Annotated in this window: 20 protein-coding genes; 8 read left to right on the top strand and 12 right to left on the bottom strand. The window is 40.8% G+C overall.

What is annotated here, in order from left to right; translation table 11 throughout:
• Positions 1 to 23 precede the first annotated feature (23 nt).
• Genes ACO1XM_RS11685 through ACO1XM_RS11675 form a run of 3 tightly spaced genes read left to right on the top strand, consistent with a single transcriptional unit; the run spans position 24 to position 5,379 of the window.
• The gene (locus ACO1XM_RS11685) at positions 24 to 4,214 is read left to right on the top strand and encodes a lamin tail domain-containing protein (RefSeq protein ID WP_486229089.1); all 4,191 of its coding nucleotides are present in this window, start codon (positions 24 to 26) and stop codon (positions 4,212 to 4,214) included.
• Positions 4,215 to 4,223: 9 nt separating this feature from the next.
• Positions 4,224 to 5,027: a TMEM175 family protein gene (locus tag ACO1XM_RS11680; RefSeq protein WP_486229087.1), complete on the top strand. Its 804-nt coding sequence runs from the start codon at positions 4,224 to 4,226 to the stop codon at positions 5,025 to 5,027.
• A complete protein-coding gene (locus ACO1XM_RS11675; RefSeq protein ID WP_486229085.1) occupies positions 5,017 to 5,379 on the top strand; it encodes a cupin domain-containing protein in 363 nt (120 codons plus the stop codon). The genes ACO1XM_RS11680 and ACO1XM_RS11675 overlap by 11 nt, the downstream gene beginning before the upstream one ends.
• A gap of 66 nt (positions 5,380 to 5,445) precedes the next feature.
• Here the strand turns inward: ACO1XM_RS11675 and ACO1XM_RS11670 are convergent, their stop codons facing one another.
• From ACO1XM_RS11670 to ACO1XM_RS11630, 9 genes are all read right to left on the bottom strand, one after another.
• Positions 5,446 to 6,606 (bottom strand): 2-isopropylmalate synthase, encoded by a 1,161-nt coding sequence (locus ACO1XM_RS11670; protein ID WP_486229083.1) that lies wholly within the window; start codon positions 6,604 to 6,606, stop codon positions 5,446 to 5,448.
• Between the two features lie 12 nt (positions 6,607 to 6,618).
• Positions 6,619 to 7,713, bottom strand: coding sequence for a 3-isopropylmalate dehydrogenase (gene leuB / locus ACO1XM_RS11665; RefSeq protein ID WP_486229081.1), 1,095 nt, complete (start codon positions 7,711 to 7,713; stop codon positions 6,619 to 6,621).
• Between the two features lie 56 nt (positions 7,714 to 7,769).
• Positions 7,770 to 8,351 (bottom strand): 3-isopropylmalate dehydratase small subunit, encoded by a 582-nt coding sequence (leuD, locus tag ACO1XM_RS11660; RefSeq protein WP_486229079.1) that lies wholly within the window; start codon positions 8,349 to 8,351, stop codon positions 7,770 to 7,772.
• Between the two features lie 84 nt (positions 8,352 to 8,435).
• Positions 8,436 to 9,848 carry a 3-isopropylmalate dehydratase large subunit gene (gene leuC / locus ACO1XM_RS11655; RefSeq protein WP_486229077.1) on the bottom strand — a complete coding sequence of 471 codons (1,413 nt, stop codon included), beginning with the start codon at positions 9,846 to 9,848 and terminating at the stop codon, positions 8,436 to 8,438.
• Positions 9,849 to 10,240: 392 nt separating this feature from the next.
• Positions 10,241 to 11,308, bottom strand: coding sequence for a ketol-acid reductoisomerase (ilvC, locus tag ACO1XM_RS11650; RefSeq protein ID WP_486229075.1), 1,068 nt, complete (start codon positions 11,306 to 11,308; stop codon positions 10,241 to 10,243).
• Between the two features lie 33 nt (positions 11,309 to 11,341).
• Positions 11,342 to 11,656: an ACT domain-containing protein gene (locus ACO1XM_RS11645; protein WP_486229073.1), complete on the bottom strand. Its 315-nt coding sequence runs from the start codon at positions 11,654 to 11,656 to the stop codon at positions 11,342 to 11,344.
• Positions 11,657 to 11,658: 2 nt separating this feature from the next.
• Complete coding sequence (gene ilvB, locus ACO1XM_RS11640) at positions 11,659 to 13,413, bottom strand: biosynthetic-type acetolactate synthase large subunit (protein ID WP_486229071.1); 1,755 nt, start codon at positions 13,411 to 13,413, stop codon at positions 11,659 to 11,661.
• Positions 13,388 to 15,061 carry a dihydroxy-acid dehydratase gene (gene ilvD / locus ACO1XM_RS11635; RefSeq protein WP_486229069.1) on the bottom strand — a complete coding sequence of 558 codons (1,674 nt, stop codon included), beginning with the start codon at positions 15,059 to 15,061 and terminating at the stop codon, positions 13,388 to 13,390. The genes ilvB and ilvD overlap by 26 nt, the downstream gene beginning before the upstream one ends.
• Before the next feature lie 63 nt (positions 15,062 to 15,124).
• The gene (locus ACO1XM_RS11630) at positions 15,125 to 16,015 is read right to left on the bottom strand and encodes a branched-chain amino acid transaminase (RefSeq protein WP_486229067.1); all 891 of its coding nucleotides are present in this window, start codon (positions 16,013 to 16,015) and stop codon (positions 15,125 to 15,127) included.
• Between the two features lie 795 nt (positions 16,016 to 16,810).
• On the opposite strand from ACO1XM_RS11630, the gene ACO1XM_RS11625 reads away from it, so the two are divergent.
• Entirely contained in the window at positions 16,811 to 17,107 is a 297-nt protein-coding gene (locus ACO1XM_RS11625; RefSeq protein WP_486229065.1) for a hypothetical protein, read from the top strand.
• Positions 17,108 to 17,166: 59 nt separating this feature from the next.
• On the opposite strand, the gene ACO1XM_RS11620 is transcribed toward ACO1XM_RS11625, so the two are convergent.
• From ACO1XM_RS11620 to ACO1XM_RS11610, 3 genes are all read right to left on the bottom strand, one after another.
• On the bottom strand, positions 17,167 to 18,720 hold the full coding sequence (locus tag ACO1XM_RS11620; RefSeq protein ID WP_486229063.1) for an Rne/Rng family ribonuclease: 1,554 nt from the start codon (positions 18,718 to 18,720) through the stop codon (positions 17,167 to 17,169).
• A gap of 350 nt (positions 18,721 to 19,070) precedes the next feature.
• A complete protein-coding gene (locus ACO1XM_RS11615; protein ID WP_486229061.1) occupies positions 19,071 to 19,886 on the bottom strand; it encodes a tetratricopeptide repeat protein in 816 nt (271 codons plus the stop codon).
• A 44-nt stretch (positions 19,887 to 19,930) separates the two neighbouring features.
• Positions 19,931 to 20,245, bottom strand: coding sequence for an HU family DNA-binding protein (locus ACO1XM_RS11610; protein WP_486229058.1), 315 nt, complete (start codon positions 20,243 to 20,245; stop codon positions 19,931 to 19,933).
• A gap of 136 nt (positions 20,246 to 20,381) precedes the next feature.
• Between ACO1XM_RS11610 and mutY the strand changes: the two genes are divergently transcribed.
• From mutY to ACO1XM_RS11590, 4 genes are all read left to right on the top strand, one after another.
• Positions 20,382 to 21,413, top strand: coding sequence for an A/G-specific adenine glycosylase (gene mutY, locus ACO1XM_RS11605; protein ID WP_486229057.1), 1,032 nt, complete (start codon positions 20,382 to 20,384; stop codon positions 21,411 to 21,413).
• Between the two features lie 87 nt (positions 21,414 to 21,500).
• On the top strand, positions 21,501 to 21,935 hold the full coding sequence (locus tag ACO1XM_RS11600) for a single-stranded DNA-binding protein (RefSeq protein ID WP_486229054.1): 435 nt from the start codon (positions 21,501 to 21,503) through the stop codon (positions 21,933 to 21,935).
• Positions 21,936 to 21,981: 46 nt separating this feature from the next.
• A complete protein-coding gene (gldD, locus tag ACO1XM_RS11595) occupies positions 21,982 to 22,560 on the top strand; it encodes a gliding motility lipoprotein GldD (protein WP_486229052.1) in 579 nt (192 codons plus the stop codon).
• The gene (locus tag ACO1XM_RS11590) at positions 22,550 to 23,023 is read left to right on the top strand and encodes a nuclear transport factor 2 family protein (protein WP_486229050.1); all 474 of its coding nucleotides are present in this window, start codon (positions 22,550 to 22,552) and stop codon (positions 23,021 to 23,023) included. The genes gldD and ACO1XM_RS11590 overlap by 11 nt, the downstream gene beginning before the upstream one ends.
• Positions 23,024 to 23,027 lie beyond the last annotated feature (4 nt).

The raw sequence follows: 23,027 nt of genomic DNA, 5'->3' as shown, positions 1-23,027 counted from the left end.
TTTGATCAAGACACCCGTTGTGTATGAAGAAAATCTTTTGGCTTATTGTAGCAATTATCCCCCGGCTGGGGATAGCACAAACCACAGACACATTTACTGATGGAGACTTTTCTGCTAATCCTGCCTGGCAAGGAACCGTCAGTAAATTCATCATTAATGGCACCGGCCAATTACAATTGAATGATAATGTGGCCTCCACCGCTTATTTGTCTACATTATTTACAGCGGCAAGTATGCCTAACTATGAATGGAGGTTTTATATTAAAATGACCTTTGCTCCCTCTGCAAGTAACTTCGGTCGCGTTTACCTGAGTAGTGATAATGCTGATTTAACAGGGCCACTTAACGGGTACTTTATTCAACTAGGCGAGAAAGATTCTGATGATGCGGTAGAATTGTTTAGGCAAAGCGGTTTCGTAAACACCTCGGTTTGCCGAGGACCAAACAAACAAATTGCCAATTCATTTGAACTATGGATAAAAGTAGTAAGAGATCCGCAAGGGACCTGGCAAATTCACACTGCGAATAGTGATGCTGGAAATTTTGCACTTGCCGCCTCAGGAGTTGACGCTACGTACAACAATTCCTTATTCATGGGTGTAAGGTGCACATACACACCAAGCAATAGCACTAAGTTTTTCTTTGACGATTTCTTTGCGGGAGACCCGCTCCAAGACAATACACCGCCCGAATGGTTACAGGTAGAGGCAACAGCACAAAACACCCTGGCAGTAAGCTTCTCGGAAAAGGTAACAGCATTGAGCGCAAGCAACAAGATGAACTATGTATTGAATAGTTTACAGCAACCAACTACAGCAAACTTGCTGGCGGATGAACAAACGGTGGAATTGACTTTTGCAGAATATCTTGGCAATGCCAGCACAAATGTATTGGCAGTACAAGGCATTGTTGATTTGGCAGGTAATGAAATGAGTGCTGATGAAAAAAGTTTTTTCTTTTTTGAACAAGAGGCTTTAGAAAATAAAGACATAATCTTCTCTGAAATAATGGCTGATCCCAGCCCCCCGCAATCCTTACCAGAAGCAGAGTTTATCGAAATCTTTAACCGTAGCAATAAGGTCATTAACCTTAACAACGTAAAATTAATAGATGCCAGTGCCGAGATAACCCTGCCTGAATATTTTCTTTTCCCCGATGCCTATGTTTTATTAACAAGTAACGCATCAGCACCATTGTTTAACAATATTGAGAATGTGATTGGTGTGAGTAGTTTCCCGACCTTGACTAACGCAGGCGAGCTACTTTTATTAAAAGACATAAACAACCAAACCATAGACTCCTTACACTATGATGATGATTGGTATAAAGACGATGATAAAAGAAGTGGAGGTTTTTCATTAGAACGGATTAATCAGCATAACTTTTGTATTGATGATGCGGAGAACTGGCAGGCAACACTTGCTGAGACCGGAGGAAGCCCGGGCGCACAAAATACTGTTTTAAGTAATGCGATGGATACAGAACCACCAGTGTTAACTTCTATTGTTGTTGAATCAGGCAATAGAATAGGTGTGCATTTTTCTGAGAAGCTTCATGAACAACTTCCCAATACATTACAGTTTCTAACTGAGCCCGCCCTTATCATTGAAAGTCTACATTTTTCAGACGATAGGAGAAGAAGTATTGAAATCTATTTTCACACACAGTTGCAACCGAGCATAGTTTATATTCTAAAGACGAGCGGAATAAAAGACTGCACTGGCAATGCAAGCGCATCATTGTTTGATGCAGGTTCATTCGTTTGGGCAGAGCAAGCTTCTTTTCAGGACATCATTATTACAGAGATTTTACCGGACCCCAGTCCAGTAGTCGGCTTACCAGAAATTGAATTTGTTGAGCTGTACAACAGAAGCAACAAAACAATTAACCTGAAGAATTTTAAGATAACAGATGGCAGTTCACCAGGAGTAATACCAGAATATACACTGGCCCCCAACCAATATGTATTATTGCTACCAGCAGCATCACTCAATCAATACAATACGAGTGTGCTGAATAAAATTGGTGTTAGTAATTTTCCAACACTAAATAATGCAGGCGAGACCATTTCATTACTGGATTCGGTTGGCCAAAAAATAGATTCGATAAAGTATAATCTGGATTGGTACCATGATGAAGACAAACAATCCGGTGGCTGGAGTCTGGAAAGATCAGATATAAACAATTTTTGCTTCGAGCAAGAGAATTGGAGGGCTTCTAGTGCTGTCCTGGGCGGAACACCAGGGTTTCAAAATTCTGTTTACACAACGATTTTAGATAATACCGTACCAATACTATTAGCTGTTTTTGCAGAAGACGACAACGTATTGTTACTTTCCTTTAATGAAAAACTAGACGAGAACAGTATATCTCAACTTGTGCTTACGATTGAACCAGGTCGGCAAATACAAACTGTAACTTTTAGCTCAAGCCACTATAATGAAATCAGAATAGTATTAGCTCAACCCCTACTAGCTGGGGAAGTTTACAAACTGCGCTTAAGCGGAGCACGCGATTGTAGCGGAAATGTGATGATATCTGAAACTATTTCACAGCCGTTTGGTATTTCATCTCAAGCAAGCTGGAAAGACATTATCATTAATGAAGTAATGGCAGATCCCTCTCCTGCACGCACATTACCCGAGGCGGAGTATATTGAAATATTGAACAGAAGTAATAAACTAATAAATCTCCATAACTGGACACTCAAAGACAACGGCTCCACGATTAGCCTACCAGTAAAAACTATTTTACCTGATAGTTTTTTGATACTATGCTCAACACAACATAGACAATTCTTCAGTCAGTATGGTGAGACACTAGGATTGAACAATTTTCCCTCATTAGCCAATGGTGGAGAATTTATCTGTCTCAAAAATGTAGAGGGTATCTTAGTAGATTCGATTAATTATAAAGACACCTGGTATCTGGATGTTGACAAGAAAGATGGAGGCTGGTCGCTAGAGTTGATTGATGAACAAAATATTTGTAGTGAAGAAACAAACTGGGCTGCCAGTGAAAGCGAGGCTGGGGGCACGCCCGGACGAGAGAACTCAATTGCAGGATCAAATCCGGATTTAATGGGGCCGATATTGGTTGATGCGACTTTAATAGATCCAGAAACCTTGCAACTACAATTTAATGAAAAGCTTGACAAGACATTGCCATCCCTAAACTCCTTTGTCGTTAATCCTATGTTGGACATGGCAACAATTCAGTTCACAGATAATTCTCTTCAATCTTTAATTTTAAACTTTTCAACCTTAGCCGCGGAGAATACTTTATACGATCTCAGTATTACACAACTTTTTGATTGTGCAGGTAATGCCATACAGAACGAGCATAACCAGGCATCATTTGTGTTACCGCAAGAAGCTGATGCAGGCGATGTAATCATCAATGAAATATTATTTAATCCTTTATCGGAAGGTGTAGATTTTGTGGAGGTATTCAATATTTCGAATAAGTACATCAATTTGAAAAACTGGAAGCTGGCCAATATTGAGAATGATGAAATAGTTAATCAACGAAATATCACATCTGCGAACACGATACTTCACCCGCACAGTTACCGAGTGTTTACTTCAAATAGAGAACAACTACTTAATCACTACCCACAAGGTAAAGCTTCTGCCTTTTTCGAAACAAGTTTACCAGGCCTTCCTGATGATGAGGGAAGTATTGCCATTGCAGATTCTTCATATAATATTTTAGATAATTTTTTCTATTCAGAGAATATGCATAACAAACTGTTGAAAAACATCGAGGGTGTAGCGCTTGAAAGAATTTCACCAACAGGAAATACCAATGATCCAGCTATGTGGAAATCGGGTGTAATGAGCACAGGATTTGCAAGTCCGGGTTATGACAACGCCAACCTAAGAGAGAATTTTGCTGCTGCCGATGAAATAAAGGTTGACCCGGAAATTTTTGAGCCAATTTATGGGCAGCCCAATTATACAAGCATAATTTATAAATTCAGTCAGGGTGGGTATGCAGCCAATGCGAAAATTTATGATGCCCAGGGTCGACTGGTAAAAAACCTGGTCAATAATCAGGTTTTGGCTAGCGAAGGTTTCATGACCTGGGATGGAGAGCAGGATGACGGAACCAAAGCAAACATTGGTTACTATACTCTTTGGCTTGAGGTGTTTGATAACACAGGATTTGTTAAGACCTTTAGAAAACGAGTGGTAGTTGCCGCTCGTTTCTAAACCGGTTTTATGGTTCGAGACATTTTCAAAAAAAACATAGGCATGAATACAGAGTTCCGCTATAGAGGAGCAGAACCAGGCCGTTTGGAAAACTTTAGTGACGCAGTGTTTGCGCTGGCAATTACCCTGCTGCTGATATCCACCTCACCACCCAGCACATTCGAGCAAATTATAAAATTTACGTTTGATTTGCTTCCGTTCATGATGTGTATCACCCTGATTATACTGATATGGCATGGGCATTTTGTTTTCTATTATCGATATGGTTTACGCGACAATAAGGTGATCGTATTAAATACCCTCTTTTTAATCATCATGCTATTTTATGTTTACCCACTCAAGTTTTTGACCAAACTCTCGTTGTTTGCAATAGCACTCCCCTTTAAAATAGAATGGTTAAAAAATGATTTAAGGGCAATGCTGCAAGGCGGGCAGATGGGCGATCTGATGATTATATATGGAGTCGGTGCTGCGAGTGTCTTTTTTGTGCTAATGCTGCTTTACAGATACGCACTCAGTAAATCAGAAGCTTTGGAATTAAATGAAATTGAAATCTTTGACACCAAGGTTAGCATGCGAACAAATTTTTTGTTGGGCATTATCCCACTGATTTCAGTGGTTATCGCTTTAGTATTTTACGGAGCAAAATATGTAGGAGCATACTCCGGTTACGCTTACTTTTTCTATGGACCTGTTATGGCCTGGCATGGTCATCGTGTAGAAAAACAGCGAAAGGTGATCTTATTGAAAACGCAAGAAGCAGAAAACGATATATTAGAAGAAAATAATAGCAACCAAAAGAATGAAAACTAACATCGCTGAAAAATTTGAAAAGATAGCTGAACATTGGCACCCTTACATTATTGGAGAGCTTAATGACAACTACGTTAAGCTGGCTAAACTAAAAGGTGACTTTGTATGGCACAACCATCAGGATGAAGACGAACTTTTTGTGGTTGTTAAAGGAACATTATTTATGGAATACAGAGATGGACGAATTCTTCAGACAAAACCTGGGGAGATTTTAATTGTGCCTAAAGGAGTAGACCATAAGCCTTATACAAATGGAGAAGAGGTTCATGTCATGTTGATAGAGCCGAAAGCCACTAAACACACGGGTGATGTGAAAGTTGAGCAAACGGTTGAAAATCTTGAGTGGATATAAGTTAGTTGAGATTTAAGATGCAAACCACTTAGGTGTGTTGCATCTTAATCCATTGTAATGAAAAACCTATCTCGCTAAAACAGGTATACTCGAAGCCAGTACGACCAACTCATTGTCGCCCACCTGTTTTTTCTCATCAGCAAGAATCAGGAAGTTTTCGTAGACGTTGTTTAACTCTTCACCCTCAATTTTAAAACCTAATATTTCCAACCTGTGTTTAAGCGCGGCTCTACCGCTGCGTGCTGTGAGTAGAATAGAAGAACAACCCACACCTACATCTGCAGGATTGATGATCTCGTAATTTTCGGCATGTTTTAAAAAACCATCCTGGTGAATACCGGACGAATGAGAAAAAGCATTTTTACCAACGATGGCTTTATTGGGTTGTACGGGCATGCGCATCATTTTGCTTACAAGTTGACTGATGCCGTAAATGCGTTCGGTTTTAATGTTGGTATATAAGCCTAAATCCTGATGGGTTTTAATCGTCATGACTACTTCTTCTAAAGAAGTATTCCCGGCCCGCTCACCTATACCATTGATAGTAACCTCTGCTTGTCGCGCTCCATGTATAATCCCCTCTATGGTATTGGCGGTGGCCATGCCTAAATCATTATGACAGTGAACAGAGATTCTTGCTTTGTCGATATTGCTTACATGATCGTATAAGTATTGAATACGTTTTCCGTATAGATGCGGCAGACAATAACCAGTCGTATCCGGAATATTGACTACATCTGCACCCGCACTGATTACGGCTTGGGTCATCTGCACAAGAAAATCAAGATCGGCCCTGCCGGCATCTTCTGCATAAAACTCTACTTCGAAACCTTTGGCCTTGGCATACTTAACCGCTGCCACGCCTTGCTCTAGTACCTGTTCGCGGGTACTGCGAAACTTATGTTTGATATGAACATCTGAAGAACCGATGCCAGTGTGTATACGACCACGCTTTGCATAACGCAACGCTTCCGCAGCAACATCTATATCTTCTTCTTTGGCACGTGTTAATCCGCAAACAATTACATCACGAACGGCACGTGAAATACCAATTACAGAAAGAAAATCTCCAGGACTTGAAATAGGGAAGCCGGCTTCAATGACATCCACACCCAGGAGTTCCAGCTCGCGGGCAATGGTAATTTTTTCTTCTGTTGATAATTGACAGCCTGGTACTTGTTCTCCATCACGAAGTGTAGTATCGAATATTTCTACTTTATTGTTCATAGTCATTTCTTATTAAGCAACAGAAACATGAATGGCTGAGAGTTCTTTTACAATCAAATCACCCATCATCTGGGTATTCAATATTTTATCTTTGGATGTAGAGGCATCTGCAATGTCTACTGTTCTGAACCCTGCTTTCAACACACCTTCAACAGCCTGTATAATGGCATCAGACTCTTCTTTTAAACCGAAGGAGATATCCAATAAAAGTGAAGCAGAAAGAATAGAGGCCAACGGGTTGGCAATTCCTTTTCCGGTAATGTCATGGGCACTGCCGTGAATGGGTTCGTAAAGACCAACCGTGTCTCCAATGGAAGCGGATGCCAGCATGCCCATTGAACCAGCTATCTGAGAAGCTTCGTCAGTAAGAATATCGCCAAATAAATTTCCGGTAAGCACTACATCAAAGCTTCGTGGATTTTGAATCAGCTTCATGGCAGCACTATCTATAAACTGATGTTCTACCGTTACATCAGGATACTCCTTTGCCACTTGCTGCACAACCTCACGCCATAAGCGTGAACTTTCTAATACATTTGCTTTATCAACAGAGGTAACTTTTTTCTTTCGGTTTTGCGCAGCTTTAAAAGCTTTGTGTGCAATACGTTCGATCTCATAACGCTGGTAGATCATTAGATCATAAGCAGTATTGTCATTGTCTTTTCTACCCTTTTCTCCAAAGTACACATCGCCAGTAAGTTCCCGGAAGAACAATATATCTGCACCCTTTAATATTTCCGGTTTGATGCTTGATGCGTGTAACAATTCATCGAATAGTTTGATGGGACGGAGGTTGGCGTAAAGACCCAACTCTTTCCTCATCTTTAACAAGCCCTGTTCTGGTCTTACTTTTAGCGTTGGATCGTTGTCGTATTTTGGATGACCTACTGCACCAAATAAAATAGCATCCGTGTTTTTTAGTTTACTTAGCGTCTCATCAGGAAGTGGATTATTCGTTGCTTCAATAGCATCGTGCCCAATGGAGGCATAATCAAAAGTAAACTCATGACCGAACAACTCGGCAATTTTTTGTAATACACGTTTACCCTCGGTGGTTACTTCTTTACCGATGCCGTCACCGGGGAGAATGGTTATTTTTCTTTTCATATTTTTAGAAGCTACGAGCTGCTAGCCTTGAGCTACGAGCCATTAGTCGAATAGTTTTAATGTGCTAAATCAAACTTTTTTATTTCTGTTCTTAAGTCCAACAAGTAATCAATGTCATCATACCCGTTAATCAGACAGGTTTTTTTATATGCATTTATATCAAAGTGTTCTGATGAATTACCGATGTTTACTTTTTGATTTTCTAAATCAATCGTAACACTGGTGTTTGGATCACTTTCAATTTTATTGAAGATTTCAAGTAAAAAGGCTTCGCTCACCTGAACAGGAAGCAAAGCATTATTCAAGGCATTATTTTTAAAAATGTCAGCAAAGAAACTGGAGATGATTACACGAAAACCATAATCGTATAAAGCCCAGGCGGCATGTTCGCGACTGCTACCACAGCCAAAATTTTTTCCGGCCACTAAAATTTTACCAGAATAGCGATTGTCATTTAAAACAAAACCGGCTTTAGGATTTTCAGCAGCATCGTAGCGCCAGTCACGAAAGAGGTTGTTACCAAAGCCCTCGCGTGTTGTTGCTTTCAAAAAGCGCGCAGGTATAATCTGATCTGTATCGATGTTCTCAATAGAAAGCGGAACAGCTGTAGATATAAGTGTTGTGAATTTTTCTTTCATGCCTCGCCCTAACCCTCTCCAAAGGAGAGGGAGTTAATTTGATTAGTTAAAATTTGCTTCTGCTCAATTATCAACTGTGTATTGTTAAGTGTCCATTAGGTCGCGCACATCGGTAACTTTTCCTGTAATGGCAGCAGCAGCAGCACTCAACGGACTAGCCAGAAATGTTCTTGACTTAGGTCCTTGTCTGCCTTCAAAATTTCGGTTAGATGTACTGATGCAGTATTTTCCTGCAGGTACTTTATCCTCATTCATGCCTAGGCAGGCAGAGCAACCAGGACTTCTCAATTCAAACCCAGCGGCTTCAAAAATTTTATCAAGCCCTTCTTTTCTTGCCTGCTCCTCTACCTGTTTGGATCCGGGAACAATCCACACCTCCACATGCTCGGCTTTCTTCTTACCCTTTACCATATTGGCCACCAGGCGTAAATCTTCCATGCGTGCATTGGTACAACTGCCAATAAAAACGTAGTCGATAGCTTTGCCCAAAATGGAAGAGCCTCCTTCCAGACCCATGTATTCCAGTGATTTATTGAAGGATGCGTGCTCACTGATTTCTTTTAACTCGCGTGTGTTAGGTATGCGATCTGTAATTTTTATACCCATGCCCGGGTTTGTTCCGTAGGTAATCATGGGAGCAATGTCAGCGGCATCAAATTTTACCACCAGATCGTAAGCAGCACCATCATCAGTTTTTAGTTTTCGCCAGTCTTCAACTTTTCTTTCAAAGTCTTCACCCTGAGGCGCAAACTTTCTTCCACTCATGTAGCTGAAAGTAGTTTCATCCGGAGCAATCAAACCACCGCGTGCGCCCATCTCAATACTCATATTGCAAATGGTCATGCGGGCTTCCATCGAAAGACTTTCGATAGTACTACCTGCGTACTCAACAAAATAACCTGTTGCACCGCTGGCCGAAAGTTTTGCTATTATGTAGAGTATGATGTCTTTTGCTAACACGCCTTTACCAAGCGAACCATTTATTTCAATTTTCATGGTTTTGGGTTTGTATTGCAAAACACATTGTGTTGCCAACACTTGCTCAACTTCACTCGTACCAATACCAAAAGCAATATTACCGAAGGCTCCATGTGTGGAGGTGTGACTATCACCACAAACGATAGTCATGCCTGGTTGAGTAAGGCCTAACTCCGGACCAATAATGTGCACGATACCCTGAAAAGGATGGCCGAGATCATACAGCTCTATGCCAAAAGCCTCACAGTTTTTTCTAAGTGTTTCTACCTGATGGCGTGACAGTGCTTCTTTAATAGGCAGGTGTTGATCCTTAGTGGGTACGTTATGATCTGCAGTGGCCGAAGTTCGCGCTGTGTTAAACACACCGATACCTCGCTTACGCAAGCCATCAAAAGCCTGAGGGCTGGTTACTTCGTGTATGAAATGACGATCGATAAATAGTGCATCAGGATGACCTTCTTGTCTTTTTACAACGTGAGCATCCCAGATTTTTTCAAAAAGTGTTTTTGCTTTGGTCATGAACAACTGTTAGTTCGTCTGCCCCCTTTATAAAACAACACCGCCCCGGTGCGCTTAGCATCGGGGCGGATTGTTCTTTCAGAGAATTTTACTTCGCTAATATGGCGTAACATTTTAGTAACATCAACAAAAATCATTTAAAATTTTAGCTGACGAGTGTTTGGTAGTTTTTGTGCATGATGATTTACTTGAGCGTTTTAAATAAATTTTAAACCTTCTGATACTATAGCTTTCCTAAAAATTTTGAATTTTAAAAACTAACATCTTTCATCAAGCACTCAATTTTTTCACAATCGATAGCTACAGACATTTCTGTCGATTGATAGTTAACAATTAGCAGTTGACTAAGTGAACTAAACACTGTCAACTGCCTATTGCCTACTGTTAACTGATTAATTAATCATACTTGCTTCTACCTGTTGTTTTTCCGGACGCAGCGCACGCACGGCAGCACCTGCTTGCCACAACTCACTTTCGCGAAGTTCCTTTAATTCTTCTGCCAGTTTTTCACGATAGTCTGGTTTACTACAGGTTTCAATGGTGCGCTGTGCTTCTTTGCCTGAAGCAACACTTTCATAAAGTTCCTGAAACACTGGAAGTGTAGCTGCTTTAAACTTTCGCTTCCAATCAAGCGCACCGCGCTGTGCTGTTGTTGAGCAGTTGGCGTACATCCAGTCCATACCATTTTCTGCCACCAATGGCATCAGACTTTGTGTTAGTTCTTCAACTGTTTCATTGAAGGCCTCTGAAGGCGAGTGACCTTTAGATCGCAACACCTCGTATTGTGCTTCAAAGATACCAGCAATGGCACCCATCAATGTTCCACGCTCTCCCGATAAATCGGAGTACACTTCTTTTTTGAAATCCGTCTCAAACAAATAACCAGAGCCTACACCGATACCAAGCGCAATTGCTTTTTCGCGTGCCTGACCACTTGCGTTTTGAAATACAGCAAAGCTCGTATTAATACCCTTGCCTTGAAGAAATAATCGCCTAACTGATGTACCGGAACCTTTTGGTGCAGCAAGCACAACGTCTACATCGGCAGGAGGTACAATACCGGTTTGCTCTTTAAACGTTATACCAAAGCCATGTGAAAAGTAAAGTGTTTTGCCCTTAGTTAATAAAGGTTTTATACCAGGCCATGCGGCAATTTGTCCGGCATCAGAAAGCAAAAATTGAATAATGGTTCCACGCTTGGCTGCTTCTTCAATATCGAATAAGGTTTCACCCGGAATCCAGCCATGCTCAACAGCTTTATTATAGGTCTTACCCTTCCGTTGGCCAATGATAACATTGAATCCATTATCGCGAAGATTAAGCGCTTGTGCCGGACCTTGCACACCATAACCAATAATAGCGATAGTTTCGTTTTGTAAAAAGGAGAGGGCCTTTTCCATTGGAAACTCTTCGCGTGTTACTACTTCTTCTATTGTTCCGCCAAAATTAATTTGTGCCATTATTTAAAATTTTAAGTTAGGTGCTACTATTTATTAATATGATTTGCTAATACCCTGATGGATATAACTGTTAGAATTAAAAAGAGACTCAGGTTGAAGTGCATCCGCCTCATAGTAAATGGCGCTTTCCACCTCGATTAATTTCTCTAGCTGCTGCTTTACTTTTTCAATCATTTCAGGTGTTGTGTGTAAAAGCATCGTAGCGCCACCTTTCCTGAAATTTTCTTCGTGCTCATGAGCAATCAGCTTTTTAATGCGCACACGTCTGCGGTTCAATACATTGATCATGCGGTTAAGCACTGAAAAATTATTATCAGCCAATACTTCTATGATAAAATCGTTACGCATGGTCATTTCTTGGATTGTTCTAATATAATTTCGGCTACTCCGGCACCCGTGGGCACCATAGGAAAAACATTTTCTTCTTTTTCAACCACTACTTCTAAAAAATATGCATTGGGGGAGTCAAGCATCTCCCTCACAGCTTGACGCAGCTCCTTTCTTTCAGTAATTTTTTTTGCTTCTATGTTATACGCCTCCGAGAGCGCAATAAAATTGGGGTTCTTCATTTCTGTAAATGAATAGCGCTTATCAAAAAACAGTTGCTGCCACTGACGCACCATGCCCAGAAAACTATTGTTGAGCACAACAATTTTTACTGGCACGTGATACTGCATGATAGTGCCCAACTCTTGCAGAGTCATTTGAAAACCACCATCACCAATAACCGCTACCACTTGTTTATCGGGTTGGCCAAGTTTTGCACCAATGGCGGCTGGTAAAGCAAAGCCCATGGTGCCCGCGCCACCCGATGTGATGTTGGTACGTGGTTTTTTAAATTGAAAATAGCGTGCTGCCACCATTTGATGCTGCCCAACATCGGTTACCAGAATGGCTTCGCCTTTTGTCTGATCCGTTATCTCTTTAACCACTTCAGCCATGTGCAATGATTTACTAAGTGGATGAAAGGCGAACTGGATTACTTTTTCATGCTCCAGACGATTTGCTTCGTGAAAACACTTCAACCAATCAACATGTGTGTTTTTATTAACGAGTGTAAGTAATGTGTTAAGTGCCGGCTTTACATCTGAATGCACTGCCACATCTGCTTTTATAATTTTATTAAGTTCTGCCTGGTCTACATCAATGTGTATAACCTTTGCTTGTTTAGCATACTTACTCACATTACCAGTTACACGGTCGTCAAAGCGCATACCTAAGGCAATTAGCAAATCACATTCATTGGTTAATATGTTAGCGCCATAATTGCCATGCATACCCAGATAGCCGACATATAAAGGGTGTGAGGTTGAGATACAAGACTGCCCGAGTAACGTAGTAGCTACCGGAATACCTGTTTTCTCCACAAAGGCACGTAGCTCTTCCGTTGCTTCACCTAACAGAATGCCTTGCCCAGCTAAAATGTAAGGTCGTTGGGCCTGATTAATCAATAAAGCGGCCTGTTCTAATTTGTTTTGATCGGGTTCAGGTTTTGGATTATAGGTGCGAACCTTTGTACAGGCTTTGTATTCAAAGGCATTGATCATTTCGAATTGTGCGTTCTTGGTAATGTCAATCAGAACAGGTCCCGGACGACCACTTCGTGCAATGAAAAATGCTTTCGCTACTTGCTCAGCTATTGTGGAGGCCTCTGTAATTTGAACATTCCATTTCGTAACCGGTAGTGTGGTGTTGATCACATCCATTTCCTGGAAAGCATCTGTACCCAGTAAATGCGCTGCCACCTGCCCTGTGATGCAAACGAGTGGTGTTGAGTCGATAGCAGCATCACCTAAACCAGCAACCAGGTTGGCAGCACCCGGTCCCGATGTGGCAATAACAACACCAACTTTGCCGGTAGCCCTTGCAAAACCTTGTGCTGCATGAATGGCGCCTTGCTCATGACGAACTAAAATATGATTGAGTCTATCACTGAATGAATACAAAGCATCATATACAGGCATGATGGCTCCACCAGGATAACCGAAAAGAACATTCACACCTTCCGCAACCAGACATTGTAACAAAGCTTCCGATCCGGAAATTTGTTTTGCCGGATTAGCTACATTCAGTGGGTCTTCAATCTTCGTCAGTAACGCATCCATCAGCAGCGGTTTTTACTTGTTGAGCATATTTTTTTAAAATCCCTTTTGTAGCACGAGATGTTGGTTGCTTCCATGCCTTTCTTCTTTCCGCAATAACAGATGCATCAACCAGCAAATTGATTTCGTGTTTTTGCACATCAATCTCAATCATGTCTTCATCTTCAACCAATGCGATCAGACCCCCATCGAAGGCCTCTGGTGTAATGTGACCAATTACGAATCCATGAGAACCACCAGAGAATCTTCCATCAGTAATCAAGGCAACAGATTTTCCAAGACCTGAGCCCATGATTAAGCTTGTAGGCTTGAGCATTTCGGGCATGCCGGGTGCACCACGAGGGCCTACATAACGGATGACGACAACATCACCAGCTTTAATTTTACCAGAACGGATACCATCTGTTAATTCAAATTCACCATTAAACACGCGCGCAATTCCTTTAAAGCGCTCACCTTCTTTGCCTGTTATTTTTGCCACTGAACCTTTCTCGGCCAGGTTGCCGTAGAGTATCTGTAAGTGGCCTGTTGTTTTGATTGGTTTTTCGATTGGATGAATAATGTCTTGCTTTTCAAAATCAAGTGCAGCAACATTGTTGAGATTCTCTGCAATTGTTTTTCCTGTCACTGTGAGGCAATCAGCATGTAGAAAACCTTTATCTAACAGGTATTTCATTACTAAAGGCGTTCCACCAATCTTGTGCAGATCGCCCATGAGATATTTTCCACTTGGTTTTAAATCACCAAGCAAGGGGGTCTTATCAGAAATGCGTTGAAAATCTTCTTGTGTAATTTCAACCCCCACGGTTTTAGCCATGGCAATCAGGTGTAGTACTGCATTGGTAGAACCACCCAACACCATAACCAGCGTAATGGCATTTTCAAAAGCCTTAAAAGTCATGATATCCGATGGCTTAATATCATGTTCAAGCAAGTGGAGTATGTATTTACCGGCTGCTGCACACTCGGCAGATTTTTCTTTGCTTAATGCCGGATTGGATGATGAATATGGCAAGGCCATCCCGAGTGCTTCAATAGCAGAAGCCATCGTGTTGGCAGTATACATACCACCGCAGGCTCCAGCACCCGGGCAAGAGTTTTGAATTATGCCTTTGAAATCTTCATCAGAAAGTTTGTTGGCAATTTTTTCTCCCAGCGCTTCGAAGGATGATACGATGTTCAGTTCTTTTCCCTTCCAATGACCACCGGCAATAGTGCCTCCGTATACCATAATGGCAGGACGATTTAAACGACCCATGGCCATAATGGAGCCGGGCATATTCTTATCACAACCCACAACAGCAATGAGTGCATCATAATATTGCGCACCACACACAGTTTCTATTGAGTCGGCAATAACTTCCCGGCTAACCAATGAATAACGCATGCCTTCTGTACCGTTGGCAATGCCATCGCTTACACCAATTGTATGAAAAATCAGTCCAACTAAATCATTATCCCAAACCGCTGTTTTTACTTCTTGTGCAAGCGCATTTAAATGCATGTTGCAGGTGTTACCATCAAAGCCAGTGCTTACAATACCAACCTGCGCTTTTGTTAAATCATTTTCAGTAAGGCCTATACCATACAGCATGGCTTGCGAAGCAGGTAAGGAGGGATCTTGAGTGATGGTACGACTGTATTTATTCATAAACTTCACGCCCCAAGCAGTACGCCCCAAGCCCGAAGCTTGTAGCGCGTGTCTTGAAGCCTTTTATACGATTATATATGATGAATAACTTTTCTCTAACACCAGACTTTTATAAGCCTCCTGAATAATTGCACCGAGTGTATTTTTCCAGGGCTTGTTAAACGTATGGCCTTCGATTGATTCTATTCCGGCAACTTCTGCTGCTGTGCCACAGTAAAAAGCACCATCTGCTTCGAACAATTCTTCTGGGTGTATCTTTTTTTCCATTACTGGAATATCCAGCTCTTTACAGATTTGCAATACGGTGTGTCGGGTTATCCCCGGAAGTATGTGTCCTAATGAGGGCGTAAATAGCATACCATCCTTTTCGTAAAAGAAATTAGCACCTGGTCCTTCGGCAACATTTCCCTCCATGTCCAGCATTAAGGCTTCATCAAAACCACGTTGCTTGGCTTCTGAAGTAGCCAGAATAGAGTTTACATAATGCCCGGACACTTTAGCCTCAATGCGAATTGATTTTGGATTAGGACGCTGATAAGAAGAAATACTTAAGCGCAATAGCTGATCACCTAAATATTTGCCCCACTCCCAGGCACAAATCATTAAGTATACTTCTTTGGGTGATGTGAGCGACATATTGGGGCCGCAGTATACAAGCGGGCGTATGTAAGCATCAGCAAAGTTATTTCTTCGTAATACCTGATAGGTAATTTGTTCTAACTCCTCGACAGTATAACTGAAAGGAATGTTAACCAATTCGCAACTCTTTTTTAATCGTTTGTAGTGTTCTTCCGATTTAAAAATCTTTACACCATTAACCGTTTGGTAAGCGCGTATGCCTTCGAAAACACCGTAACCATAGTGTAGTGTCTGTGAATATAAATCGGTTGATGCTTCACTGGCCTTTACATATTTGCCATTAAGAAAGAGAATGGTTTCGCTATTGTAATACATAAAATTGAACAATCGTTAGTTTGTATAGATCCATATAAAATGAAACCGTCCCGCTTGTGGCGGGACGGCTTCAATATAATTTAGTTTATAGAGTCGCTTTACCCGCCTGATGGTTGGAGAATAATAATGACCAACACAATCACAAGACGCGTAACAAACGTTAGGTTGCTTGTTTGCATAAGTTTTGTAATTGTTAAAAATGTGTTCATACTATTTTGTCTGCTTCACAATTGTGATCATTTAATTTTTAAAATTCAAGCTATAGCAAAATTATTTTCTGTTAAATCTCTTTAACAAGCGTTAGTTAATTGATTAAAAACCGGCCTCAGCAAGCACTTGATTGCATAGTTTAAATGAGTTTGCTAAGTGAGTTTGATCGAAGAATGGAAAAAGTAAAAAAGCGTTAGCAATAGGGATCTTCATTTTATAAAACGATGATGTAAATAAAGTTTAGTGGACTTGTAACTGAGCAGGCAGGGTAAATTTTTTAATGAGTTCGTTACATACAACATGAAAGTTCTTTTGGCCTACTGAAATTCATGGTTGATTGATCAAGGTTTTATTTCCGTCAGATAAATCAAAAGCTGAGTTATTAAAACAATGGTTCAGTAAGAATATTTACTTCCTCCTTGACTAATGAGATGATGAAGATCACGAAGAAATTATGGCACAATATTAGTTATTGATAATTTATTAAGCACGGACTCTCGGCAATTCGAAGCACCTGCACTAGTTGTTATGGCAATATGGAAAAACAATAGATTAGATTTATCTTCATAACTAAAACACAACCATATGAGAATTTTTAATGCCCTGATCTTCATTGTACTCTTAGCAGCTTGTTCTAACGATGATGCACAGACAACTGCACAGGTAAATGCAGCTAAAGTTTCGCAACAGCTATCCTTGTACAAGGTTGACAGGGTAGTGGTTTATGAAAAGCATAATACTTCATATGCCTTGCAATACAATGGCAATGAATTTAAGGTAGATGGACAGTTTTTTGTAACAGAAAAATTTAAATACTGGAACTTTGAGAACCTTGTGTCCTTCGAGTCGGGGTCAAGAACTATGGTGCTTTATTTCAGATAAATGAAATGGCATAAAAAAAACCCTGACGAGCAGGGTTTTTTTATGATTTATTAATGTGCTTATGCAGTTAATTGAATTTCTTCTCCCTCTTTATTCAGGAATTTAAACTCAGTCATACCCATAGACGAATCTTTTTCTAGCCTTACCCAGCTCTTATACTTAAAGAACCATTTCACGCGCTGTGAAAAGATACCTTTAGTAAAATAAGCATGTAAATAAGGATGAAGTGCTAACACCAGATTTTTTTCATTCTGTTTGCTAAGCAAATCTTCTAGCGTTTTTTCGATAAGATCAGAAACTAAAATAGAAGCAGTAATTTTACCAGTACCGTTACAAGTAGGACAAACCTCTTTAGTAACAATGTTCATCTGCGGTCTTACACGCTCGCGTGTAATCTGCATAATGCCGAATTTAGATAAAGGCAACACTGTGTGTTTGGCTTTATCATCTTTCATGGCATCTTTCATGGCCTGATAGATCATACGCTTATGCTCAGGGTTGCGCATATCGATAAAGTCGATTACGATAATACCACCCATATCACGCAAACGAAGCTGACGTGCAATTTCTTTGGCTGCCTCTACATTTACAGAGATCGCAGTATTTTCCTGGCTCTCCTCGCGATTGCTTTTGTTACCGCTGTTAACGTCAATAACGTGCAAAGCTTCGGTATGCTCTACAATTAAGTAGCCACCACCTTTTAGGCTTACAGTTGTGCCAAAAGCAGATTTGATTTGCTTTTCAATACCATAATGCTCAAATATTTTTGCACGACCGGTATAGAGTTTTACAATGTTTTCAAGATCTGGAGAAATGTTGCGCACATAGGCGCGGATTTCGTCATAGAGCTTCTTATCGTCAACATGAATATTGTCGAAAGACTCGTTTAACAGGTCGCGAAGTATTGAGGAGGTTTTGTTGAGTTCGCCAATAAGCTTGTCGGCAGTTTGTGCTTCGGCTAGTTTGGCAATACCGTCTTCCCAGGTTTTAACCAGGTTGCGTAGGTCTTTATCTAATTCTGCAACTTCCACACCTTCAGCAACGGTACGAATAATAACACCGAAGTTGGCAGGTTTAATAGACGTGATAAGGCGCTGAAGGCGTTTACGCTCTTCGCTGCTGGTAATTTTTTTAGATACACTTACCGAATTACTAAACGGTACCATTACCAGGTATCGCCCGGCAAGGGATAACTCGCACGAAAGACGTGGCCCTTTTGTTGAGATGGGTTCTTTTACAATTTGAACTGGAATGACCTGGCCTTTGGTGAGTTGCGTAGCAATTTTACCATGCTTATCAATGTCCTGTTCAAGTGTGAATTTCTCCAACTTACCAAAAATCTTTTTGGTGCGCACAAGCTTCGTAAACTTAGTTAACGAACCAAACTGTGGCCCCAGATCGAGGTAATGAAGGAAGGCATCTTTATCATAACCAAGCTCAATGAAGGCTGCATTTAAACCCTGCACCACTTTTTTTACGGTGCCCAGGTAAATATCGCCCACAACAAACTTGCTACCCTCTTCTTCGTTGTGAAATTCTACAAGAGTTTTGTCTCTTAGAAGGGCTATACGACTTCCGTCCTGAGTCGCGCTGATGATTAGCTCGTTGCTCAAAACAATGAAGTTTAAATGTTAAAAAATAAGTTGTATAGCAGTAAATGACAGATATTTCCGGCTTTATGCCAACCTCAGGTATAACCGCGGAAGGTGAGCCAGTATCCCCTAAACTAATAAGGGGTACCGGAGCGAGTCCGGTACTACCTTCAAATTACTTCTTCTTATGACGGTTCTTTCTCAAACGCTTCTTGCGCTTGTGAGTAGCCATCTTATGCTTTTTTCTTTTCTTTCCGCTTGGCATAGAAATGATTTGGTTTTGGGTAGTCCTTTGCGAAGGGGGCAATCCGGATTTTAGATTACTTCATTACGCTTTCGCGTTACTCGCCAAGGCTTTCCCTGTTAAACAATTATTTTAAATCCTTCAGGTAAGAATCTACTGTGGCCTGCACAGCCGGATCCTTATCCATATCTTTTACTTTTTCAAACTGGCTCTTCGCTTTCGCGTTGTTACCAATTTGCATGTAAGCCACTCCTAATAGTAACTGCGCCTGAATATGCTGTGGGTTTATGGCCACCAGCGTATTGAGCCTCTCAATCGCATTTTCATATTGGCCGGATTGTACCGACAACATGCCCAGATTGAAGAGTGCAGTTTCATTTTTTGCATCAACTGTCAGCACCTCGCGTAACATTAAAATACCCTGCATAGGGTTGTTAGACGAGAGATAAGTCATGGCCAGGTTATTTTTTACCTCAAGGTCATTAGCTTTTATACTTAAAACCTTATTGTAAAACTCCTGGGCTTTAGAGGCCAATGCCTGTTGCTTGTTAGCATCCAGGGCAAAAGTGTAAGCCTGGTAATAGTTATCACCAGCTTTCCTCCAACTTTCCACATTGTTAAAGAACGAAGCCGCATCTTCGAAAAACCAGGCAGAACTGTCAAAAATGCCAGCATTTGCGTACCAGGTTCCCAAAGAGTCGGCAAAGATAGCCTTTTTTTCTTTTTCAGCAGTTTCCTGCCATAAAGAGCGGAATTGACCAATTTTACCCTTTATCTCAGCCGGAGCCTCCATGTGGGGTTGATTTCCCTTCTCAGTCTGGGCAGAACCTTCTCCATTTTGATTCAGCTCGTTTTCATTACTTACAACCGACTTTGGCAGCTGAAATAAGAGCAATACCAAAAGGGCGCAAACCGCCACGAGTATGATTCTGGTCTTTAGCATTTAGCAGAGAGTAAGAAAAATGATTGGTAAGATCAGTGGCTTGATTAAGATTCGGCTTTTTCGGCCATCAGTTTAACCTTTTCGCTGTTTTTAATTTTGTTAACGAAAATTTTGGCTGGCTTAAAGGCAGGAATGTAGTGCTCGTCAATAACAATTGCAGTGTTGCGGGAGATGTTACGGGCAATCTTCTTCTTTCTTTTCTTATTAATAAAGCTTCCAAAGCCTCTTATATAAATGTTTTGACCGGATGCCATGTTGTTTTTCACAACACTTAAAAAGGCTTCCACTGTAGCATTTACATCGGCCTTATCTACGCCTGTTTTTTCTGCAATTTCGTTGATGATATCTGCTTTTGTCACGACTGTAATGGTTTAATACTCAGGAACAAGGGTTCAAAGTTAAGCGAGCGAACTATAATCGCAAACTCTGATTAGCTGATTATCAATTTTTTATGATAAAGCTTGCACGTTTGGAGTTTTAAAGCATATTGGCGCGATGAGCAAAACCCTACCCAAAAACTTTGCGACCGAGCTCATAAGCTGGTATAATGAATATAAAAGAGAGCTTCCCTGGCGAAGAAATCCGAAACCATACAACGTTTGGCTATCTGAAATCATCCTGCAACAAACCCGGGTAAATCAGGGTTTGCCCTATTATCATCGTTTTATAGAGCGCTACCCCACGGTAAAAGATTTAGCGATGGCTTCCGAACAGGAAGTATTGCGTCTCTGGCAGGGCCTCGGTTATTATAGCCGCGCCCGAAATCTGCATAAATGTGCAAAACAGGTTTGCGAAAACCATGACGGTATTTTTCCCAGGAATTTTGAAGCACTTAAAAAATTACCAGGCATTGGCGACTATACAGCGGCAGCCATTGCCTCTATTTGTTATAAAGAGCCGGTGGCCGTTGTCGATGGGAATGTATACAGGGTAATGGCGCGTGTATTTGGAATTGATACAGCAATTAATAGTGCAAAAGCAAAACCGGAATTTTTTGAATTGGGTAATAAATTAATTGACCAACAACGTCCGGATGAATATAACCAGGCTATAATGGAATTCGGGGCCTTGCATTGCACACCGCAAAACCCCAGGTGCGATGTTTGTCCTTTAAGTAAAGTGTGTGTGGCAAAACAAAAAGGCCTGCAGCGTGAACTTCCGGTGAAGGATAAAAAACTAAAGGTCCGTAAGCGATACTTTTATTATGTGGTAAAAAGAAATGCCCAATCGCTCGCCATGAAAAAACGCGAAGGCAAAGATATCTGGCAAGGACTTTATGATTTTGATTTGGTGGAAAGCGCTGAACCAATGGAGGAGACCGCGCTGGCAAAGCAGCTAGGTATAAAAAAAATACAATGGTCGGAAGAGTATAAGCATGTACTAACCCATCAGATAATTTTTGCACGTTTTGCAGTGCTGGAGTCCAAGACCAGAAATCAGGATTATTTCTCGCTCAAGAAAATTGCTGCTTTACCGAAACCGGTTTTAATAAGCAAATTTCTTCAGGACAAAGGATTTTTGAAATAAAAGCTGAACAAGATACGACATAGATTGTCGTTAAGAACAACGATATTTGTATAAGTAATTGATCGTGTAATTTAAAACAGTACATATATGGCAGGCGTAAACAAAGTAATTCTGATTGGTCGTTTAGGAAAAGACCCAGAAATAAGAAACTTCGACAATGGTGGCATGATTGCGAATTTTACCATGGCAACATCTGAAGTGTACAAGGATAAAACAACGGGCGAGAAAAAAGAGATAACCGATTGGCACAATGTAGTAGCACGCATACCCCAACAGGCTGATGTAATTCAAAAGTATGTGAAGAAGGGTGACATGCTATATGTAGAAGGAAAACTGCGTACCCGCTCCTGGGAAAAAGAGGGCCAAACCCGCTACACAACAGAAGTGATTGTTGATAATTTTACCATGCTTACTCCAAAAGGCAATAGCACAGGTGGAAATAGCGGTGCTTATGGATCGGCCCCTGCATCGCAAGCAGCACCAATTAATATGGATGCAAGCAGCGATGATCTTCCATTCTAAATAAAATAACTTGAAGCATAATGCTATAAGAATTAAGAAAGTTCTGATGCTAATCACATGCATCGGCCTTTTTTTGTGTTCATGCGAACGCGATTACCTGCCAAAATCACTTGGATACAATAGAATTGCCTTGCCTGCACAGGAGTATATTCCTTTGCCGGACTCCCTGCCCTATTTTTTCGAATACTCCAAGCATGCAACATTATTGAAAGATACTTCGTGGATAAGCGAGCGCTTTTGGGTTGAAATTTACTATCCAACATTAAAAGCCAATATTCATGTTACCTATAAAGAAATTAATAATAACGAAAAGCTTTTGCGTGAGTTTCTAAACGATGCCTACACACTTACGGCCAAGCATCAGTTAAAGGCAAATGCGATTGATGAGGTAATTATTAAAACACCCAATGGCTATACTGCCGTAATAGCAGAGCTGCAGGGAGAGGTGCCCAGTCAGTTTCAGTTTACAATAACTGACTCAACTGATAATTTTATGAGAGGAGCTCTTTATTTTAATACTCAAATAAATAATGATTCCTTGCAACCCTCCATTGAATTTATGAAAAAGGAGATGATGCACCTTATCAATACTGTTCATTGGAAAAAAAGTAGCTATGCTAAATAACGAGGAGCAACTTATTGAAAAATTCTATACTGCTTTCGCCAAAAAAGATGCCGCTGCAATGACGGCCTGTTATGCCGATAATGTTGAATTTGAAGATCCGGCCTTCGGCAAATTGAAAGGTCGAGAAGCGGTGGCGATGTGGACTATGCTCTTGTCAAGAAGCAAGGATTTACAAGTTACTTTTTCTGATATCAACGCAAGCTCAGGCAAGGGTAAGGCTAAATGGGTTGCTACCTATACATTCACCAGAACAGGAAGAAAGGTTGTTAATAATATTACGGCATCGTTTGAGTTTGCCAATGGTAAAATAAGCAGGCATATAGATTTTTTCGACCTGAGCGCCTGGATGAAAATGGCTTTTGGATGGAAAGGACTTCTGTTTGCCTACATTCCCTTTTTTAAAAACAAATTCAAGCAGACCGCGAAAAAAACACTCAATGATTATTTAGCGAAACATCCCTAATTGT

The organism is Chryseotalea sp., from assembly GCF_057350905.1.
Note: the sequence above shows the minus strand (reverse complement) of the source record. Positions and strands in the feature narration are given on the sequence as shown.

Bases quoted from the DNA above. Each gene is read 5' to 3' on its own strand.
- ACO1XM_RS11590 (WP_486229050.1), top strand. From the start codon at position 22,550: ATGCTAAATAACGAGGAGCAACTTATTGAAAAATTCTATACTGCTTTC.
- ACO1XM_RS11630 (WP_486229067.1), bottom strand. From the start codon at position 16,015: ATGTATTACAATAGCGAAACCATTCTCTTTCTTAATGGCAAATATGTA.
- ACO1XM_RS11600 (WP_486229054.1), top strand. From the start codon at position 21,501: ATGGCAGGCGTAAACAAAGTAATTCTGATTGGTCGTTTAGGAAAAGAC.
- ilvC (WP_486229075.1), bottom strand. From the start codon at position 11,308: ATGGCACAAATTAATTTTGGCGGAACAATAGAAGAAGTAGTAACACGC.
- ACO1XM_RS11685 (WP_486229089.1), top strand. From the start codon at position 24: ATGAAGAAAATCTTTTGGCTTATTGTAGCAATTATCCCCCGGCTGGGG.
- ACO1XM_RS11645 (WP_486229073.1), bottom strand. From the start codon at position 11,656: ATGCGTAACGATTTTATCATAGAAGTATTGGCTGATAATAATTTTTCA.
- ACO1XM_RS11675 (WP_486229085.1), top strand. From the start codon at position 5,017: ATGAAAACTAACATCGCTGAAAAATTTGAAAAGATAGCTGAACATTGG.
- ACO1XM_RS11680 (WP_486229087.1), top strand. From the start codon at position 4,224: ATGGTTCGAGACATTTTCAAAAAAAACATAGGCATGAATACAGAGTTC.
- ACO1XM_RS11670 (WP_486229083.1), bottom strand. From the start codon at position 6,606: ATGAACAATAAAGTAGAAATATTCGATACTACACTTCGTGATGGAGAA.
- ilvD (WP_486229069.1), bottom strand. From the start codon at position 15,061: ATGAATAAATACAGTCGTACCATCACTCAAGATCCCTCCTTACCTGCT.
- gldD (WP_486229052.1), top strand. From the start codon at position 21,982: ATGCTAATCACATGCATCGGCCTTTTTTTGTGTTCATGCGAACGCGAT.
- leuC (WP_486229077.1), bottom strand. From the start codon at position 9,848: ATGACCAAAGCAAAAACACTTTTTGAAAAAATCTGGGATGCTCACGTT.
- ilvB (WP_486229071.1), bottom strand. From the start codon at position 13,413: ATGGATGCGTTACTGACGAAGATTGAAGACCCACTGAATGTAGCTAAT.
- ACO1XM_RS11625 (WP_486229065.1), top strand. From the start codon at position 16,811: ATGAGAATTTTTAATGCCCTGATCTTCATTGTACTCTTAGCAGCTTGT.
- leuB (WP_486229081.1), bottom strand. From the start codon at position 7,713: ATGAAAAGAAAAATAACCATTCTCCCCGGTGACGGCATCGGTAAAGAA.
- ACO1XM_RS11615 (WP_486229061.1), bottom strand. From the start codon at position 19,886: ATGCTAAAGACCAGAATCATACTCGTGGCGGTTTGCGCCCTTTTGGTA.
- leuD (WP_486229079.1), bottom strand. From the start codon at position 8,351: ATGAAAGAAAAATTCACAACACTTATATCTACAGCTGTTCCGCTTTCT.
- mutY (WP_486229057.1), top strand. From the start codon at position 20,382: ATGAGCAAAACCCTACCCAAAAACTTTGCGACCGAGCTCATAAGCTGG.